The organism is Ensifer adhaerens (assembly GCF_001270265.1).
In the GTDB taxonomy this organism is placed as follows: domain Bacteria; phylum Pseudomonadota; class Alphaproteobacteria; order Rhizobiales; family Rhizobiaceae; genus Ensifer; species Ensifer adhaerens_B.
This window is the reverse complement of the sequence record NZ_LGAP01000020.1, coordinates 62,157-78,962: the sequence shown is the minus strand read 5'-3', so window position 1 is coordinate 78,962 and position 16,806 is coordinate 62,157. Positions and strand designations below refer to the sequence as shown.

The window sequence follows — 16,806 nt, the reverse complement described above, 5'->3', positions numbered from 1 at the left end:
GGCTATTCGCGCCGAATTTCCACGTCATACGGGCACGGAAGTCTGCCCTTATCAGATTCCTCCCGAAGGCGTGTTGACAAAAATGAAAGCGTGTTCATTGTTAAGCCCAGACGGATGGGAACGGCTGGAGGAGGTCCAATTCCCATCCCGATGCACCGCAGCCGAAACGGTCCGGCGAGAACCGGACCACCGTGGGAGGAGTTTCAATGCGCAGAAAGATGCAGTCTTATTTGCTGAGCGCGGCAGCCGTCATGGCCCTGTCCGGGCCGGCGATGGCGACCGAACTCAACATCACCTGCCGATGCGTCGTCGGCGGCGTCAACAGCGGCATGGCCGAGTGGATCGAGACCAAGGTCATCCCGGCCTTCACCGCCAAGATGAAGGCCGAGGGCAAGGACGTCACCGTCAAGCTCAACCAGTTCGGCGGCGAGGACGAGCAGCTGACACAGCAGCTCGCGCTTGATTTCTCGACCGGCGCCGGCCCGGATGTCTCCGGGTTCGACGGCTTCCTGATCCCGAGCTTCGTTCAGGGCGGGCTGCTGAAATCGCTGGAGGAAGTGGCGGGCGCCGACGTCAATGCCTGGGAAGGCTGGAGCCATATCTCCGACGGCACCAAGGCGCTGATGAGCTATCAGGGCAAACCCTACGGCATCGCGCTCGGCACCGACGCGCGCATGATCTTCGTGCGCAAGGACCTGTTCCAGAAGGCCGGCCTCGACGCGGCTGCTTGGCAACCGAAATCCTGGGACGAACTGCTCGACGCCGCCCGCAAGATCAAGGCGGCCGCGCCTGATTCCTTCCCGCTGCAGCTGAATGCCGGCGTCTCCATGGGCGAGGCCACGACCATGCAGGGCTACTGGATGGCGTTGCTCGGCACCGGCGAGCAGGTCACCGACGATGCCGGCAAATACATCGTCTCCAGCCAGGGCATCCTCGATACGCTGAAGCTCTACAAGACAATCTATGTCGACGACAAGCTCGGCGATCAGCGCGCCCAGTTGCTGGCCGACGGGCGCAATCGCACCTTCGCCAACTTCCGCGACGGCAAGACCGCCATGCTGGTGGAGGGCGACTGGTTCTATCGCTCGGTCACCAAACCTGGCGCAGAATTCGAAGTCGCCGACCGCGACAACGTCATGACCTGGAAGAAGATGCCGGCGGTGCAGCCGGGCAAGGGCCTGCGCGGCCAGGACTTCGTCACCATGTCCGGCGGCACCGGCTTCGTCATCAACCCGCATACGGACGCCCCGAAGGAATCCTGGGAGCTGCTGTCGTTCATGAACAGCCAGGAGCAGCTCACCGCCTTCCAGGAGATCCAGCCGGCGATCCGCATTCGCAACGACGTCGCGATCCCCAACTCGCCCTTCCTGACCGAAACCGCCGAGGCGCTGCTGCCGATCACCACCGCACGCCCCAATGACGCCAACTACAACAAGGTCTCGACCGAGATCCAGCGCATGACGGAAAGCGTCGTCTCGGGCGAACTGTCGCCGGAAGACGCGATGGCCCAGTACAAGGCAGCCGTCATTGCCATCGTCGGCGAAGAAAACACGGTCAGCCGTCTCTGACCGGGCCGATATCGCCGGTCGGCCTCCCGGCCGGCCGGTCATGTCGCCGAGCCGCTTCGCTCGCCCAAGGGAAACTCAACGCATGAAGAAATTCTCGCTGCTGTCCACGCGGGCGGGCGCCCTGTTTCTGGCTCCCGCGACGGCACTGGTCGGTGTATTCGTCATCATCCCGTTCTTCTGGGTGATCTTCGTTTCCTTCACCAACAGGACATTGCTTGGACGGACCGCGCTCGATCCGGATTTCGTGGGTCTCCAGAACTATTTTGCGCTGTTCAATCCAGCCACCTTCTTCGCCCGCGGCCAGTTCGGCTTTTCGCTGATCCTGACGATCCAGTTCGTGCTCCTGTCGGCGCTCATCGGCCAGGCGTTGCTGGGACTGATCCTTTCCTGGCTCAGCCAGACCGTCTCGCCCAGCATCAAGTCCTTCCTGCAGACGACCGTCATTGCCGCCTGGATCCTGCCGGAAGTGGTCATCGGCTTCGCCTGGTTCGCCTTTCTCGACTATGACAACGGCACGCTGAACATGATCATGCGTGGGCTCGGCCTGCCGCCGGGCGACTGGCTGCTGCAGCAACCGTTCTGGGTCATCGTGTTCTTCAACACCTGGCGGGGTGCTGCCTTCTCGATGATGCTTTTCAACTCGGCATTCCAGTCGATCCCGCCGAGCTATTTCCAGGCGGCGGACGTCGCTGGCGCCACTTCCTGGCAGAAGCTGCGCGATATCGCCCTGCCCCTCATCCGCGGCCATGTGGTCACCGATCTGATCCTGATCACCATGTGGACCTTCAACGTCTTCACGCCGTTCCTGCTGACCAACGGCGGGCCGTCCTATAGGACCGAACTGCTGTCGATCTACACCTACCGCATCGCCTTCAAGGATTTCGAGTTCGGCAAGGGCGCGGCCGTCGGCGTGGTCATCATGCTCATCAATCTGGCTTTCGCGCTTGTCTATCTGAGGCTCGCCCACAAGAAGCCTGTGGAGGCTGAATGATGCCGTTCTCTTCCCGTATCTACATCCGCCGCATGGGCTTTTCCGTGGTTGCCGCCCTGCTCGGCACCCTCTTCGCGCTGCCGCTCGTCTGGTTCTTCTTCGCGCCGTTCAACGCCCGCGCCGAACTCGGCCTTGCCATTCCGGCCCCTTTTACCTTCGCCAACTTTACGACGGTGTTTCAGAACACCTTCGCCATGCAGGCGCTGTTCAACAGCCTGGTGCAGGCCTTCGGCGGCGTTGTCCTCGTCGGCGCGGCGGCAACATTTGCGGCCTACGCGCTGTCCCGCTCTTCGATCCCCGGCAAGAGCGCGGTCACCTATGTGCTTCTGCTGTTCTCGTCGGTGGTCTCGGGCTCGGCCGCGATGGTTCCGATCTTCCTGATCGTTTCGGCCGCAGGCCTTATCGACACGCATCTGGCCGTCATTCTCGTCTTTGCCGGCGGCCTGCTGCCGACGGCGATGTTCATCCTGCGCGATTTCATCGACGCCATCCCGCGCTCCTATGAAGAAAGCGCGATGGTTGCCGGCGCCTCGCCGCTTCAGGCATTCTTCGATGTCGCGCTGCCGGTCATCCGGCCGGGCATCGTCGTCGTCGTCGTCTGGGCCTTCGTCAACATCTGGGGAAGCTTCCTGATCCCCTTCATCCTCTTGCGCAGCGACAGCCTGATGCCCGCATCGGTCGCCATCTATTCCTTCTATTCGGAGGCCGGCACGCCGATCGTCACGCTGCTGGCCGCCTACTCCCTCATCTACTCGCTCCCCGTCATCGCACTCTACCTCTTCGTGAACTGGAAGTTCGGTTTCCGGTTCTTCGGTGGCATCAAGTCGTAATCGGAAAACCAGTCTCATGGCCTCTGTCGAATTCCAGAACGTTTCCAAGAGCTTCGGCGCCTTCAACGCCCTGCCCGACATCAGCTTCTCGATCGCTGACGGCGAGTTCGTCTGCCTGCTCGGGCCATCCGGTTGCGGCAAGACGACAAGCCTGCGCATGATCGCCGGGCTCGAAACGCCGACCTCCGGCAAAGTGCTGATCGGCGGCAGGGACGTGACCTATCTGCACCCGAAGGATCGGCAGATTTCCATGGTCTTTCAGGACTATGCGCTCTATCCGCACATGAACCTCGCCGACAACATCGCCTATCCGCTGAAGGTGCGCGGTGAGGCGGAAGACAAGCGCCATGCCCGCGCCAGGGAAGTCGCCGACGTCTTGAAGATCGGCGACCTGATGAAGCGTCTGCCGAGCCAGATCTCCGGTGGCCAGCAGCAACGCACGTCGCTGGCGCGCGCGCTCGTCTATCCGAGCCAGGTCTATCTCTTCGACGAGCCGCTTTCCAACCTCGACGCCAAGCTGCGGCTGGAAGCGCGCGGCTTCCTCAATCACCTGCAGCGCGACATGGGCATGACCGCCGTCTACGTCACCCACGACCAGGCGGAGGCGATGGCGCTCGCCACCCGCATCGCGGTCATGGACAAGGGCCGGATCGTCCAGTTCGCACCGCCGATCGAGATCTATCGCCGCCCGGCCACCACCTTCGTCGCCAATTTCGTCGGCAACCCGCCGATGAACCTCGTGCCGGCGCAGGCCGCCATAATCGACGGCAAGCTGCAGCTACGTGCCGAGGGCCTCGACGTCACCGCACTGCCGGTTTCCGACACCATCGCCAGGGCCGTTGGCGCCAAATCGATAACGCTCGGCGTTCGCCCGGAACACCTGCGCATTGCCCGCCCCGACGATAGCAACGTCATCACCGGCGAACTCTTCGCCAACGAGAACATGGGGCCGGAAAGCCTGGTGACGATCGAGCGCAAAGATGCCGGCCGCGTGACGGCGCGCATCTTCACCGACGACGAGATCCGGGTGGACAAGACGGTGCGACTGTCCTTCGACGCCGAGCATGTCACGCTTTTCGACAGCACCGGCGCCCGCATTCCTGCCCATGGCGAATAGACAGAACCCTTGCGTATGACCACGATCACCGTTCACGTGACGCGCGCCGACCAGGCCGCTAACCCTTACTTCTATGTGCCTTTCGATGTGCCCGAGGGCACGACGCGCATCGATGTCACCATGGCCTACGCCAAGGCCGAGGACTGCATCATCGATCTCGGCGTGCTCGATCGGCGGGCGACCGACTACCCGAGCCGCGCCGGCTTTCGCGGCTGGAGCGGCGGCGCCCGCGACCGCTTTTTTGTCGCGACCGACGACGCCACGCCCGGGTATATCCACGGGGAGATGCCGGCGGGTCGCTGGCAGGGCATGCTCGGGCTCTACAAGCTTCCTCCAGAGGGTGTCGATGTCACCCTGACCGTCAGCCATGACAATGCGCCCCGCAGACTTGAACCGCAGCCCGCCCGCACCTTCCCGGTCAGGAAGGCGGCCGGATGGTATCGCGGCGACCTGCATTGCCACACCTTCCACTCCGATGCGGCGGGTTCGCCCGAGTTGTTGCATGCCGCCGCCAAGCAGGCCGGGCTCGACTTTCTCGCCGTCGCCGATCACAACACGATCAGCCAACGCTGCTACTTCCATCCCAATTCGTCTTCGGATCTGGTTTTCGTGCGCGCCATGGAAGTGACGACCGCGGTTGGCCATGCCAACGTCTTTGGCATCGATGACTGGATCGATTTCCGCATGACCAGGCCGGAGCACGGGCACACGCTCGCCGACATGGTGCATGAGCGTGGCGGCCTGCTGTCGATCAACCACGACAAGCCGACCATCCCCTGGGATTACGACGTGCCGGAGATCGACTGCATGGAGGTCTGGCAATCGCATTGGATGGCATGGAACTGGGTATCGCTCGGCCGATATCAGCAACGGCTCGCTTCGGGAAAGCGGATTTCGGCCATCGGCGGCAGCGACTTCCACCAGCCTGCCCGGCTGATGCCGGAAGGGCCGCTCGGGCTTGCAAGACCGACAACCGTGCTCTGGCTGGAGGAACTCTCCGAGGACGCGATCCTTGCCGCCATGAAGGCCGGGCGCGGCTATATCACCGAACGCCCGAGCGGACCGCATCTGGCCCTTTCGATCGATGGTCAACCGATGGGCTCGACGGTCCGGGGACCGGTAGAGGCAAAGGCCGAGGTCAACGGCGCAAAGGGCGATCGACTGCTCTGGTTCGACGCGTCAGGGCAGATTGCCGACGAAATCATTGAGGACGATCACTGGGTCGGACAATATTCCGGGCGCCCGAGCCTGTTCCTGCGCGCCGAGATCGCGGCGGAGAAAAGCCGGCCGCAGTTGATCGGCGATTTCACTGCAGCCCTTGGCGGCGGTTTGCCCTGGCAACTGACCGAGGTGGAACTCCAGCAGCAGACCGTGCGCCGCGCCATCAGCAATCCGATCTATGTGGTGTGATCCGGAACCTAGAGAAAGGGTCGTAAGGCCAGCTCCGCGCCGAGAAACAGCAAGCCGATCAGGAACCACAGCCGAAACGTGGCCGGGCTGACCAGACGGCGGATCACCTGCCCTGCCCACATGCCGGCCAGCGCCGGCACGATGGCAAGTGCTGACAGCAGCAGGTTGTCGGCCTCCAACGCTCCACGCCACAACAGACCTGCCGCAAGCGTCATCGTCGACACGGTAAAGGAGAGGCCGAGCGCCTGGATCAGGTCCTCCTTTTCCAGGCCAAGGGCCTGCAGATAGGGCACCGCCGGCATGACGAAGACACCGGTGCAGACGGTGACCACGCCCGTTATCATGCCGATTGGCGGCGACAGCCAAGCCTCGACCCTCGCCGGCACGGCGAACGGCCGGGCAATCAGCGTATATCCGGCATAGACGACAAGCGCCCCGCCCAGCATGGCTGTTGAAAGCACCGTATCGCCGCGCGCCAACAGAGCCGTGCCAAGGATGGTACCGATGCCTATCGCCAGCATCATCGGCCAGAGCCGCAGCAGGAGCGGGCGGAAGGCGGGGCCGGCAAGCAGCTGCCAGACATTCGTCATGAGGGACGGCAGGATCAGCAGGTTCGCGGCTGTTATCGGCGACAGCAATGCGCCGAGTGCGCCCATGGCGACGGTGGGAAGCCCCATGCCCGTCACACCCTTGACCACGCCGGCGAGGAAGAAGGTCGTCGCGATTGCACTGACAAGCCATGTGGATAGTTCGATCATGGCTCTAAAGGCATGACGCATTAGCAAAGCGCAATGCGGATGATCCGCAGGCAGACTTCGGCTGTACCGAAGGCAGACTTGCCGCTATCGTGTCCGGCATGCGCTTCGATCTAATCGACCTTCGCCTGTTTCTTGCCGTCGTCGAGGCCGGCAGCATCACCCATGGCGCCCAGGCCGCAAACCTCTCCTTGGCCGCCGCCAGCGAGCGGTTGCGCGGCATGGAGGACAAGGGCGGCGTGCAGCTTCTGGCGCGCGGCCGCAGAGGCGTATCGACCACCGCGGCCGGCGACGCGCTCGCCCACCATGCCCGGCTCGTCCTTCGTCAGATGGAGCATATGCATGGCGAACTTGGCGAATACGCCAGGGGATTGCGGGCGAGCATTCGCCTTCTCGCCAATACCGCCGCGATCACCGAGTTCCTGCCGGACCGTCTCGGCCCCTGGCTTCGAGCCCATCCGCAGACCGATATCGACCTCAAGGAGCGCCAGAGCTCGGACATCGCAAAGGCCGTCTCGGGCGGTCTGGCCGAGATCGGCATTATCTCGGACGCCGTCGACGCGACAGGCTTGCGGCTGACCCCCTTCGCGATAGACCGACTGGGTGCCGTGGTCGCAAAGGATCATGCCTTCGCAAACTACCGGCAAATCGACTTCACGGATCTGCTCGACCACGCATTCGTCGGCCTCGCGGAAGGCAGCGCCCTGCAGGACCATATCGAGGGCCAGGCGGCCCGCATCGGCCGTCGAATGAACTTCCGTCTGCGGGTCCGCAGCTTCGAGGGCGTCTGCCGCTTGGCCGCGCAGGATGTCGGTGTCGGCATCGTCCCGCAGACAGCCGCGCGTCGATGCCGTCGCACGACGGCGATTGCCGCCGTCCGCCTGACCGACAAATGGGCGACACGTCACCTGTCGATCTGCCTGCGGCCGGACGAAGACCTCTCGCCGCTCGCCCGCGACCTGGTCGCGCACCTCGGCAACTTCAAGCCGGACTGACGTCGAGGCAGACCCGCTCGCCGGTCGCCCAACCAGGCGACCGCCAACTTATCAACGCATCGATCAGTAACCTCTGGCCGCACCCGCGCCGATGCGACTGTCGGCCGCGCCGTTGTAACGGGCACCGCCACCAGCCGTAATTTCGGCCAGACCTTCGCCACCGACGAGAATGCCGGTCGCCTGTCCCCAGATGGTCCAACTCTTGTCGATCTGTACGTCATGGCCCATCGTCGACAGAAGCTTACGTGTATCAGGCGAGAGTGCGTAGGGCTCCATGAACACCTTGTCCGGCAGCCACTGATGATGGATGCGCGGCGCGTCGACGGCCTCCTGAATGTTCATGCCATGATCGATCACGTTGAGGATTGCCTCGAGCGTGATGGTAATGATGCGCGCTCCCCCCGGACTGCCGATCACCATGAACGGCTTGCCGTCCTTGGAAACGATGGTCGGGCTCATCGATGACAGCGGCGTCTTGCCCGGAGCGATCGCGTTCGCCTCCCCCTGGACGAGCCCATAGAGATTGGGCGCGCCCGGCTTGGCGGTGAAATCGTCCATCTCGTTGTTGAGCAGAATGCCGGTTCCCGGCGCAACCACGCCCGCGCCGAACGACCCGTTCAGCGTATAGGTGACGGCAACCGCATTGCCCTCGTCGTCGATGATCGAATAGTGGGTCGTCTCCTTGCTTTCGCCGACCCCCTCCGGCATCAGCGCTTGCGAAACGCCCGCCTTGAACGGATCGATCTTGCCGCGAATTTCGGCGGCGTAAGCCTTGTCGAGCAGCTTGGCGACCGGGTTCTCGACGAAATCTGGATCGCCGAGCGTCGTATTGCGATCGACAGAGGCATAGCGCATCGCCTCGATCATCGCATGCACGGTCTCGGCCGAGCCGTAACCGAGATAGGAGAGCGGATAGCCCTCGAGAATGTTGAGGATCTCGCAGATGATGACACCGCCCGACGATGGCGGCGGCGAAGAGACGATGTCATAGCCACGATAGTTGCATTTGACCGGCTCCAGTTCGCGCACGGCGTATTGCTCGAAATCCTTCTTGGCGAGGATACCGCCCTTGTCAGCACTTGCCTTGACGATGGCGTCGGCGATTGCCCCCTTGTAGAAGGCGTCGGTTCCCTTTTCGGAAATGCTTGAAAGCGAAGCGGCGAGATCCGCCTGCACCAGCGTCTCACCGACGGCAAAGGATTTGCCGTCGGTTTTCAGAAAGATCGCCGCTGCTGCCGGGTCCTTGGCCAGTCTCTCGGTCTTGCCATCAAAGGAATCGACGTCGCCCTGCTCCAGCCGGAAACCGTCCTTGGCAAGCGTGATGGCGGGCGCGATCAGTTCCTTCAGCGGACGCGTGCCGTAGCGGCTGCGCGCCACTTCGAACCCCAGCACTGGCCCCGGAACACCAACAGCCAGATACCCTTCGGTGCTCAGGCCCTTGACGAGTTGCCCCTTGTCATCGAGGTACATCGATTTGGTCGCCGCAGCAGGCGCGCGCTCACGAAAGTCGAGGAAGGTGGTCTTGCCATCCTTGAAGCGGATCGTCATGAAGCCGCCGCCGCCGATATTGCCCGCGGTCGGATAGACGACCGCAAGCGCGTAGCCGACGGCTACGGCCGCATCCACGGCGTTGCCGCCTTTTTTCAAGACCTCTACGCCGATCTCGGACGCCAGGTGCTGGGCGGTGACGACCATGCCGTGCTCGGCCTTGACGGGTTCCGGCGACGCGGCCTTGACGGCCGACGGAGAAACCGTGCTGAGTGCGGCGATCAGGGCGAAGGACAGGACATTCAGGCAGGAACTGCGCATGCTTTTCTCCCGCAACAAGAGGTTTTGCTGGCAAATGACGCCCTCGATCGAGGGCGGCGGCATCGGAGTTCGCGAAGGCACCAGGCACCAGTCGGCGGGCAAGGGTCCGGCCATCGAGCGGGCGCAGGCTCTCTTCAGATATTGAAGCCTTACCCGGAGTATAGACATGCACGGCCGGCACGGGCAATCGCTGCCTGAACATCGTGGCAGGCGAACAAGTCGAGTGCAAACGCGGTCGACCTACAGTTGGCCAGCAAATGGTAGCCGCTCTGTGGCAGCGAGCACCGGGTCGCGGCAAACCAAGATGCTTGCCGGTGACCGCGTCGTCACAGCCTCCAAATTTTTACCATTGCCATGATCAGCCATGGCTGTGACAGTTCGATCCTGGGATCTGGCAACATCCGAAACCGGATGTCTGGCGAAGAAAATCAACGGGAAGAAGGTCGAATGATCGAGGGTCATTGCCATTGCAAGTCAGTTCGCCTTTCCGTCCGTGTCCGACCCGACACGCTCGGCAGCTGCAACTGCTCGCTGTGCTCCCGGCTGGGCACGCTTTGGGGTTATTATGACGCCGAAGAGGTGTCGATCAGCGACCCGCAGGGCAAGCTCGTCGGCTACGTCCAAGGCGACGCCACCTTGACGATGCACCATTGCGGCACCTGCGGCTGCACCACGCACTGGTCGCCCATCGGTGCCGATGCGACACGCATGGGTGTGAACATGCGCCTGTTCGATCGCTCCGTCTGGGAAGACATTCCGCACCGGCTGATCGACGGCGCCAGCTGGTAGACGGGCGGCCCCACCCTGAGATCAGTTCCAAGTCTCTATCGGCCCGAGGCGGTCGCTCGACGAGAGCTTGGCGCATTTCCTATGCTGCTCACTCGGCCTTCTACGGACAGTCTTAGAAGTCTGGATAGAGCCAAGGCAGACTTTTGTGCTCTGAACGCTGTCCGAGTCGAAGTCAAATGACCGCTTCAATGAGAAACGGTCCGCGGCGCGTCAGTACACTGTCGAGGAGATCGCCAAACTGCTCGCAGGATTGCGCACGGGCCGCTTCAACCCCCATGCCTCGTGCAATCGAGACCCAATCGAACATCAAGGTCCAGCATCCGCCGTGCGTTCTCTCCAATCACCTCAACGCCGACATTCCGCATCTCGGCATGCAGGACGGCGTAACAGCGATTTGAGAAAATAATCGTTACGACGTCGAGCGTCCCGCGAGCCTGTGTCCACAGCCCCTGCACGGTATACATGGCGCTTCCATCTGCTTGGAGATTGAAAACTTTCCGATCTGGGTATGCGATCGCACCGCTGGTCGGGATCATGCCTGCTGCCAGCAGAGCTAACTCGTGGGTCACCTCTCTCGTTCGTAGGTCACCTCATGGACAACCTCGCGCCCGTCAAACGGATTTTTACCAGGGGCGGAAGTGTAGGTCAAAGTATGTTCATCGACCGTACAAAACCGCACCTGGTCCGTGCCGCTCCATGCCTCGTTCCAGCTCATGTCGACATGATGGATGACCCGATCTGCTTCAACCGTATAGCTGCCCGAATAGGCGAACATCGTGTCGAACAACGCGATCTTCTCTTCGTCCAATGGCGGCAACCGCTCGGGCCGCTTGCGATTGTTCTTCAGGATAAGGAACGTGACGCGCTCAGGTGTATAGACGACCGCGCCGCAAGGAATCTCACCCAGTGCGTCTCGTCGCTCACCAGTTGCAACGTCTCTCGTAACCCAAGACGTCATCCTCCAGCTTCCAAGAATGACGTCGCGTGTGAGCGGCTTGGCCGATATATCTTGGGCCATTGCAATTCTCCACCATTCCTCGGCAACTCCGATGAGGTCGGCTGGCGAACGAGATCAAGCCTCACAATTTTCACCTGAGACATTAGCATAAATCAACAGTATCGGCCCTCAGCGGCCATTCACGTTAATGGCTTGAATCTCGCGAGAGAAGGAAGCCGCCTACCGAATAATATTCGCTTAGAGTCGGCATCACTGAATCGGGACGTCAGAGGCAGGTGTCTAAACGATGCTGTATATCTTCGACCAACAGGGCTGCTTCCTCCGCGATTGCCAATATTGTGCCCGACCGTCGCGAGATCGCGAAAGGCAGGCCGGCAAAATACACGCCAGGGACGCCCGCGAACCCGTTCTCGTGCAATGGTTGGCCTTGTGTATCGAGCACATTGGGAACACACACCCACCCGAAATCCCCTCTGAACCCTGTGCACCAGATCACCGTTGTGATCCCCCGCGCGGCAAGATCAATTGACCGGACCGGTGGATTCGGCAGAAGCGCGCCTATCACCTCCGCCGGGTCCGGCTCAGCCTCGGGGGCATCGATCCCGTTGCGCGCGATAAACTCGTCGATCTGGCTTCGAACTCTGGCGGAGCCCTCGTCTCCAAGGCGAATATGCTCTTCTGCATCGTCGCTGAACGAGAGACGGCCGTCGTCGACGCCCGTGAGCCGACCCAGCAAGACAACGCCTTGCGCACTGAGGGACTGCAGGCTGATCGTATGGAGCGCTCCTGTCAGCGGCCTTCCAGGGATGGGCCCCTGTTGAAGAATTTCCCTGCGCGTCACATCGATCAGTCCGCTAAGAACCATCCAGACCGAGATGTGACGACCTCGGTACATTCGGGGCAGCCGGCCGACTCGGCTCGTTGCAAGAAACACCGTTCGCCCCGCCTGGACCAAGTCCTCGGCGATTTGGCCGCCCGACTGGGCGCTACCGACCACCAACACGGCTCCACTGTCGAGACCAGATGCGTTGCGGTAGGCCGATGCATCAATCTGTTGGACTTCGGGCGGCAACAAAGCAGAGAAAGGCGGGCGTGACGGGCAATTCTGGTTACTGCTGGCGATCACCACATTCCTCGCCCACAGAGGGCCGCGCGGAAGGGCCAGCCGGAAAAGACCATCGCTCGCAACAAGGTCGGTCACGGGCGTACCGGTTTCCACCGGGAGGCCATGCCGGCCGGCATAGTCCTCCAACAGCGCGACAAACTCGTCGCTTGTCATTGCACCGTCGGGATCGGGGCCGACATAGGTGTCTCCGGGCATGACCGTTTGGCTATTAGGTGTGTTTATCCGAAAGGAGTCCCAGCGCTGGGTTCGCCAAGTCTCGCCGATGCGACCGCGCTCCAACACTCTATGGCGCAAGCCGCGCTGCGACAGCGCATGACTGACGCCCAGCCCCGCCCAACCGGCACCGATGACGACGGCATCGAGAATGTCCGTTCCGCTGGTCATTACGCTCCCCTCTGACTGTCACGCTATTGCACTTTGTGAAATCAGTAAAATCGTCAGCTTTCCAGTACGGCGTTGATCTCACGCATGACAAAATCGAAGACCACGGCAGTTGGCGAGGCGCTGACTGGGATGTCGCGTGTCGTGTAAGCCGCGCCTCTATGGACGTCTGTCAACTGAACGTCCGCCATTGGGTCGAGACGCGACACTCCCGTCATTCCGAGCGGAGGTCGGAAGTGGCGTAAAGGAGACGGGTCGGCAGAACACGCCCCTGGACGGCTCGCCTGTCCGACAGCCTTGTGGAAGCGGCGCTAGGCCGCCGATGCGGCGCTGCCGCGCTCGCCGGCCGCCTTTCCGCTCTGAGCGTCGCGGCTCTCCTGCTCGGCGTATCGAGCCCGCTTCTGTTCGTACATGCTCAAATCGGCACGCTTGACCAGCGCCTCCATCGTTTCACCCGCTTCGCTGGTTGCCGCGCCGAGCGATATGCTGATGGGAGCGTTGGAATAGAACTGGTTGTTGATCTTCAACAACTCGTTGATGGTCTCGACCATCGTTGCCACCGCCTGCCGGTCAGCGCCGGGCATCAATATGGCGAACTCGTCGCCGCCGATGCGGGCGGCATGGTTGGGCTGCGATACCGCACCGTTCAACACTTCGCCGAGCCGGCGCAAGAGGGCATCGCCGGCATCGTGGCCGAGCTGGTCGTTGGCTGCTTTCAGGCCGTCAAGGTCGATGACGATGGCCGACACCGGCCGGAGCGACTTGCGCTCGAGCCTGTTCAGTTCGTCCATGTAGAAGGCGCGGTTGTGCAGCTTGGTCAGCACATCATGTTTGCCGAGATATTCGAGATAGGCCTCAGCCTTCTTGCGCGCGGTGATATCGGTCAACGCCACCTGGACAAGGGACCAGTCGGCTTCATGCCCCGGAAGAACGGAGAATTGCAGCAGGACGTGGCGCTCGGATCCATCGAGCGCATAGTTGACCACCTCGCGGTGGTGCAGAAGATTGCCGTTCCACAGCTCGATCAGTTGCTCGCGGAAATGCTTCTCCATCTCATTGCGGAAGATATCGCCGAGACGCTGCAGCAGCGTGTTCCGGTCGGGCGCGCAGAACAGGTCGAGCGTCGCCTGGTTGATGTCGATGACCCTGATCTCGCTCATGCATTGGCGCACGAACTCCGGATGGACGTCGGTGAAGACGCGAAAATCGACGATCCCGCGATCACGGACGTCCTCGAGCAGCACCTTTATCCGGCTGAAATCCTCCACCCACAGCGACACCGGCGAATGTGCGAAAATACCTTCCGCATAGCGCCGGTTCTCCCGTTCCTTGCGCCGCGCCTCCTCGCGCGCCGTGACATCTTCCGTCGTCAGCAACAGCCGCCCGAGCGTATTTTCGTATCCGGGCAGGACGGAACCGCGCAGCTGAATGTCCAGCCTGCGGCCGGATAGAGTATAATTGACCGCGCTGCTGCTGAACTCGGTCTTTCCTTCCCACAATTCGGCAAGCTCGTTGACGTGGCTTTCCAGCATCTCGTCACGAAAGACCTTCGACAGGTTGGCCGAGAGATGATCGAGATCCCTGGCTTCGAACAGGTCCAGTGTGCGGCGGTTGACCTGAAGCACACGAATTTGGCCGGAGCATGCGGCGACACGAGTAAGATCTTGCTTGAGAAAGGCACGGATATCCGCCACGCCTTCGGCCCGCCAGCGATCGAACTGCGCTTTGACCCCACTGAAATCCTCAATCCACATTGCGATTGGCGCCAGATCAAAAATGTTGGTGTCGGAAGGACCTGTCATTACTGTTCCATCTCAGTCGGCGGGGGAGAGGGTTCCATGCAAAGGCGCATCGCCTTTGACAGCAGTCTAATGCTCTTTAAGTAAAGATACGTAAATCCTCAACCGCGGATCACTTCGCATCTTCGTTATCGGCAGCATACAGAGGCCAACGGGGGCGGCACGGGCGAACGACCCTTGCGGCCATCGCGGCGGTCTCTATTTCAAGGCGTTCACGCAGGAGCAGAATGGGAGATGTCCATGGTATTTCGCGACGATGATCTGACCTACCTTGAAAGCCATGGCATTCCACCGCTTCCAGGGGCGGACGAACAGGGCTTCATCGACAATGAAGGCGCACGTATCTGGTATGCATCCCACGGTTCCGGGCCGGCGGTGATCCTGCTGCATGGCGGCATGGGAAACAGCGGAAACTGGGGCTATCAGGCTCCGGCGATCGTCGAAGCCGGCTATCGTGCCATCGTCATCGACAGCCGCGGCCACGGCCGCAGCACGCGAGACGCGCGTGAATACAGCTACCAGCTGATGGCCGCCGATACCCGCGCCGTCATGGATCGACTGCAAGTCAACAAGGCCGCGATCGTCGGCTGGAGCGATGGCGCCGATACCGGCCTCATCCTTGCGCAGGAAGCACCCGGGCGCGTCGCCGGCATTTTCTTCTTCGCCTGCAACGTTGACAACACGGGCACCAAGCCGTTCGAGTTCACGCCGATCATCGGCCGCATCTGGCAACAACACCAGAAGGACTATGCCGCACTCTCGGCCACGCCAGGCGATTTCGATGCGCTTTCCGAAGCTGTCGAAGCGATGCAGCGCACACAGCCGAACCTGTCGGCGGCCGCACTTGCCGGCATCTCTGTCCCGGTGGCCGTCGTTCTTGGGGAGCATGACGAATTCATCAAGCGGGAGCACATGGGCTATCTCGCCGACACGCTACCTGACGCAACACTTCACGTTCTTCCCGGTCTCAGCCACTTTGCGCCATTGCAGGGCCCCGCTGTTTTCAATGAGGCCGTGCTCACCTTCCTGAAGGGTATCTTGCGCTAGCCCAACCTTCCTTGCCCCACAGTTCGAATCGCAGACAGTTTGCCGATTTCCCAAACGGCGTTTGCCGAAGAGAGAGCTTTACACAGACGAAACCGGTGGCCCACTTCGACTTCGAACGGTACAACCGGCGAGCGACCAGGAGGAAACAATGCAGAAGTCAGATTACCCGAAGGGTTCGGTGTCCCGTCTCAGCATCGACAGCGATGTTCTGCGCAGCAACAGGCTCGGGGACCCAAGCCGACGGGACGTCGACGTCTATATTCCGGCAAACCACGATGGCGCCGGCCTGCCGCTGCTCGTCGATCTTGTCGGCTTTACCGCAGGTGGCCCGCTGCACACCGCCTGGAAAGCCTTCTTCGAGAACGTCCCGGAGCGCCTGGACCGGTTGATTGCGACCGGACAGATGCCGCCGGTGGCCGTCGCCTTTCCCGATTGCTTCACCTCGCTCGGAGGCAACCAATATGTCAACAGCTCGGTCGTCGGACGCTGGGAAGATTTCCTTATCGACGAGATGCTTCCGGCGGTCGAAACCCGCTTTGGCTGCGGTGGCACGGGACGGCGCGGCGTTTTCGGAAAAAGCTCGGGCGGCTACGGCGCGTTTTCCCATGCCTTCCGGCGGCCCGACATCTGGGCTGCGGCCGCAAGCCATTCGGGAGACGCCGGCTTCGACCTGATGGCCGCCGACTTTCCCATGGTTCTGCGCGCCCTTGCGCGGCATGGCCTGTCGATCGAAAACTGGTTCCGAGCCTATGAGGCGCGGCAGAAACATGCCGACGAGGACATCCCGGTCCTGCTTGTCCTCGCCCAGGCGGCAAGCTACGACCCCGATCCCGACCTCGAGGTCTTCAAGGGGCTGCGGCTTCCGGTCGATCTGGAAACCTGCGAGTTGATCGAGGACCGCTGGAAGAACTGGATGGCGTGCGATCCCGTGCAACTGGCAAAAACCCACGGACACAACATCGGCAAGCTCAAGGCTTTCTACCTGGATTGCGGCACAGTGGATCAGTACAATCTGCTCTACGGCAATCGCCGCATCCACCGGACGCTGAAGGAACTCGGCATCGAACACACCTATGAGGAGTTCGAGGACAATCACAACTCGGTCGATTACCGCATGGATGTCAGCCTGCCGTTCCTAGCCAAGGCGCTACAGTAGTCGGCAGCAACGGGGTCCGGCCGGCGGGAAACTCAGGCCGGCCGTAGTGCCTCGATAAGCTGTGATCAGGGATGC

General features: G+C 61.8%; 14 protein-coding genes and 1 pseudogene. 9 read left to right on the top strand and 6 right to left on the bottom strand.

The features are described 5' to 3' along the window. Positions 1 to 206 precede the first annotated feature (206 nt). The 5 genes from AC244_RS23770 to AC244_RS23750 all read left to right on the top strand — a co-directional run bounded on the left by AC244_RS23770 (position 207) and on the right by AC244_RS23750 (position 5,916). A complete protein-coding gene (locus AC244_RS23770) occupies positions 207 to 1,568 on the top strand; it encodes an extracellular solute-binding protein (protein WP_053251294.1) in 1,362 nt (453 codons plus the stop codon). A gap of 82 nt (positions 1,569 to 1,650) precedes the next feature. Then, positions 1,651 to 2,559 carry a carbohydrate ABC transporter permease gene (locus tag AC244_RS23765; RefSeq protein WP_053251293.1) on the top strand — a complete coding sequence of 303 codons (909 nt, stop codon included), beginning with the start codon at positions 1,651 to 1,653 and terminating at the stop codon, positions 2,557 to 2,559. Next, a complete protein-coding gene (locus AC244_RS23760) occupies positions 2,559 to 3,389 on the top strand; it encodes a carbohydrate ABC transporter permease (RefSeq protein WP_053251334.1) in 831 nt (276 codons plus the stop codon). The genes AC244_RS23765 and AC244_RS23760 overlap by 1 nt, the downstream gene beginning before the upstream one ends. 16 nt (positions 3,390 to 3,405) lie before the next feature. Beyond that, the gene (locus AC244_RS23755; RefSeq protein ID WP_053251292.1) at positions 3,406 to 4,506 is read left to right on the top strand and encodes an ABC transporter ATP-binding protein; all 1,101 of its coding nucleotides are present in this window, start codon (positions 3,406 to 3,408) and stop codon (positions 4,504 to 4,506) included. 15 nt (positions 4,507 to 4,521) lie between these two features. Then, a complete protein-coding gene (locus tag AC244_RS23750) occupies positions 4,522 to 5,916 on the top strand; it encodes a CehA/McbA family metallohydrolase (RefSeq protein WP_053251291.1) in 1,395 nt (464 codons plus the stop codon). 8 nt (positions 5,917 to 5,924) lie between these two features. Here AC244_RS23750 and AC244_RS23745 read toward each other — a convergent pair whose 3' ends face one another. Next, on the bottom strand, positions 5,925 to 6,674 hold the full coding sequence (locus tag AC244_RS23745; RefSeq protein ID WP_053251290.1) for a sulfite exporter TauE/SafE family protein: 750 nt from the start codon (positions 6,672 to 6,674) through the stop codon (positions 5,925 to 5,927). Between the two features lie 98 nt (positions 6,675 to 6,772). Here AC244_RS23745 and AC244_RS23740 point away from each other — a divergent pair, with 98 nt between their 5' ends. Beyond that, on the top strand, positions 6,773 to 7,666 hold the full coding sequence (locus AC244_RS23740; protein ID WP_053251289.1) for a LysR substrate-binding domain-containing protein: 894 nt from the start codon (positions 6,773 to 6,775) through the stop codon (positions 7,664 to 7,666). 63 nt (positions 7,667 to 7,729) lie between these two features. Here the strand turns inward: AC244_RS23740 and ggt are convergent, their stop codons facing one another. Further along, positions 7,730 to 9,475 (bottom strand): gamma-glutamyltransferase, encoded by a 1,746-nt coding sequence (gene ggt / locus AC244_RS23735; RefSeq protein WP_053251288.1) that lies wholly within the window; start codon positions 9,473 to 9,475, stop codon positions 7,730 to 7,732. Between the two features lie 447 nt (positions 9,476 to 9,922). Between ggt and AC244_RS23730 the strand changes: the two genes are divergently transcribed. After that, positions 9,923 to 10,264: a GFA family protein gene (locus AC244_RS23730; RefSeq protein ID WP_053251287.1), complete on the top strand. Its 342-nt coding sequence runs from the start codon at positions 9,923 to 9,925 to the stop codon at positions 10,262 to 10,264. Between the two features lie 172 nt (positions 10,265 to 10,436). Here the strand turns inward: AC244_RS23730 and AC244_RS23725 are convergent. The 4 genes and pseudogenes from AC244_RS23725 to AC244_RS23710 form a co-directional block, all read right to left on the bottom strand. Then, positions 10,437 to 10,797: pseudogene (locus tag AC244_RS23725) on the bottom strand (thiamine pyrophosphate-dependent enzyme); the annotation flags it as partial. Between the two features lie 32 nt (positions 10,798 to 10,829). Further along, on the bottom strand, positions 10,830 to 11,282 hold the full coding sequence (locus AC244_RS23720; protein WP_053251285.1) for a lipocalin-like domain-containing protein: 453 nt from the start codon (positions 11,280 to 11,282) through the stop codon (positions 10,830 to 10,832). Positions 11,283 to 11,487: 205 nt separating this feature from the next. Beyond that, the gene (locus AC244_RS23715) at positions 11,488 to 12,732 is read right to left on the bottom strand and encodes a flavin-containing monooxygenase (protein WP_053251284.1); all 1,245 of its coding nucleotides are present in this window, start codon (positions 12,730 to 12,732) and stop codon (positions 11,488 to 11,490) included. Positions 12,733 to 13,040: 308 nt separating this feature from the next. Next, positions 13,041 to 14,531: a sensor domain-containing diguanylate cyclase gene (locus AC244_RS23710; protein WP_053251283.1), complete on the bottom strand. Its 1,491-nt coding sequence runs from the start codon at positions 14,529 to 14,531 to the stop codon at positions 13,041 to 13,043. Between the two features lie 237 nt (positions 14,532 to 14,768). On the opposite strand from AC244_RS23710, the gene AC244_RS23705 reads away from it, so the two are divergent. Beyond that, positions 14,769 to 15,575: an alpha/beta fold hydrolase gene (locus AC244_RS23705; protein WP_053251282.1), complete on the top strand. Its 807-nt coding sequence runs from the start codon at positions 14,769 to 14,771 to the stop codon at positions 15,573 to 15,575. Between the two features lie 148 nt (positions 15,576 to 15,723). Beyond that, on the top strand, positions 15,724 to 16,731 hold the full coding sequence (locus AC244_RS23700; protein WP_053251281.1) for an alpha/beta hydrolase: 1,008 nt from the start codon (positions 15,724 to 15,726) through the stop codon (positions 16,729 to 16,731). Positions 16,732 to 16,806: the final 75 nt, after the last annotated feature.

Coding starts and splice junctions, on each gene's coding strand:
- AC244_RS23770 (WP_053251294.1), top strand. CDS start 207: ATGCGCAGAAAGATGCAGTCTTATTTGCTGAGCGCGGCAGCCGTCATG.
- AC244_RS23765 (WP_053251293.1), top strand. CDS start 1,651: ATGAAGAAATTCTCGCTGCTGTCCACGCGGGCGGGCGCCCTGTTTCTG.
- AC244_RS23760 (WP_053251334.1), top strand. CDS start 2,559: ATGCCGTTCTCTTCCCGTATCTACATCCGCCGCATGGGCTTTTCCGTG.
- AC244_RS23755 (WP_053251292.1), top strand. CDS start 3,406: ATGGCCTCTGTCGAATTCCAGAACGTTTCCAAGAGCTTCGGCGCCTTC.
- AC244_RS23750 (WP_053251291.1), top strand. CDS start 4,522: ATGACCACGATCACCGTTCACGTGACGCGCGCCGACCAGGCCGCTAAC.
- AC244_RS23745 (WP_053251290.1), bottom strand. CDS start 6,674: ATGATCGAACTATCCACATGGCTTGTCAGTGCAATCGCGACGACCTTC.
- AC244_RS23740 (WP_053251289.1), top strand. CDS start 6,773: ATGCGCTTCGATCTAATCGACCTTCGCCTGTTTCTTGCCGTCGTCGAG.
- ggt (WP_053251288.1), bottom strand. CDS start 9,475: ATGCGCAGTTCCTGCCTGAATGTCCTGTCCTTCGCCCTGATCGCCGCA.
- AC244_RS23730 (WP_053251287.1), top strand. CDS start 9,923: ATGATCGAGGGTCATTGCCATTGCAAGTCAGTTCGCCTTTCCGTCCGT.
- AC244_RS23720 (WP_053251285.1), bottom strand. CDS start 11,282: ATGGCCCAAGATATATCGGCCAAGCCGCTCACACGCGACGTCATTCTT.
- AC244_RS23715 (WP_053251284.1), bottom strand. CDS start 12,732: ATGACCAGCGGAACGGACATTCTCGATGCCGTCGTCATCGGTGCCGGT.
- AC244_RS23710 (WP_053251283.1), bottom strand. CDS start 14,531: ATGACAGGTCCTTCCGACACCAACATTTTTGATCTGGCGCCAATCGCA.
- AC244_RS23705 (WP_053251282.1), top strand. CDS start 14,769: ATGGTATTTCGCGACGATGATCTGACCTACCTTGAAAGCCATGGCATT.
- AC244_RS23700 (WP_053251281.1), top strand. CDS start 15,724: ATGCAGAAGTCAGATTACCCGAAGGGTTCGGTGTCCCGTCTCAGCATC.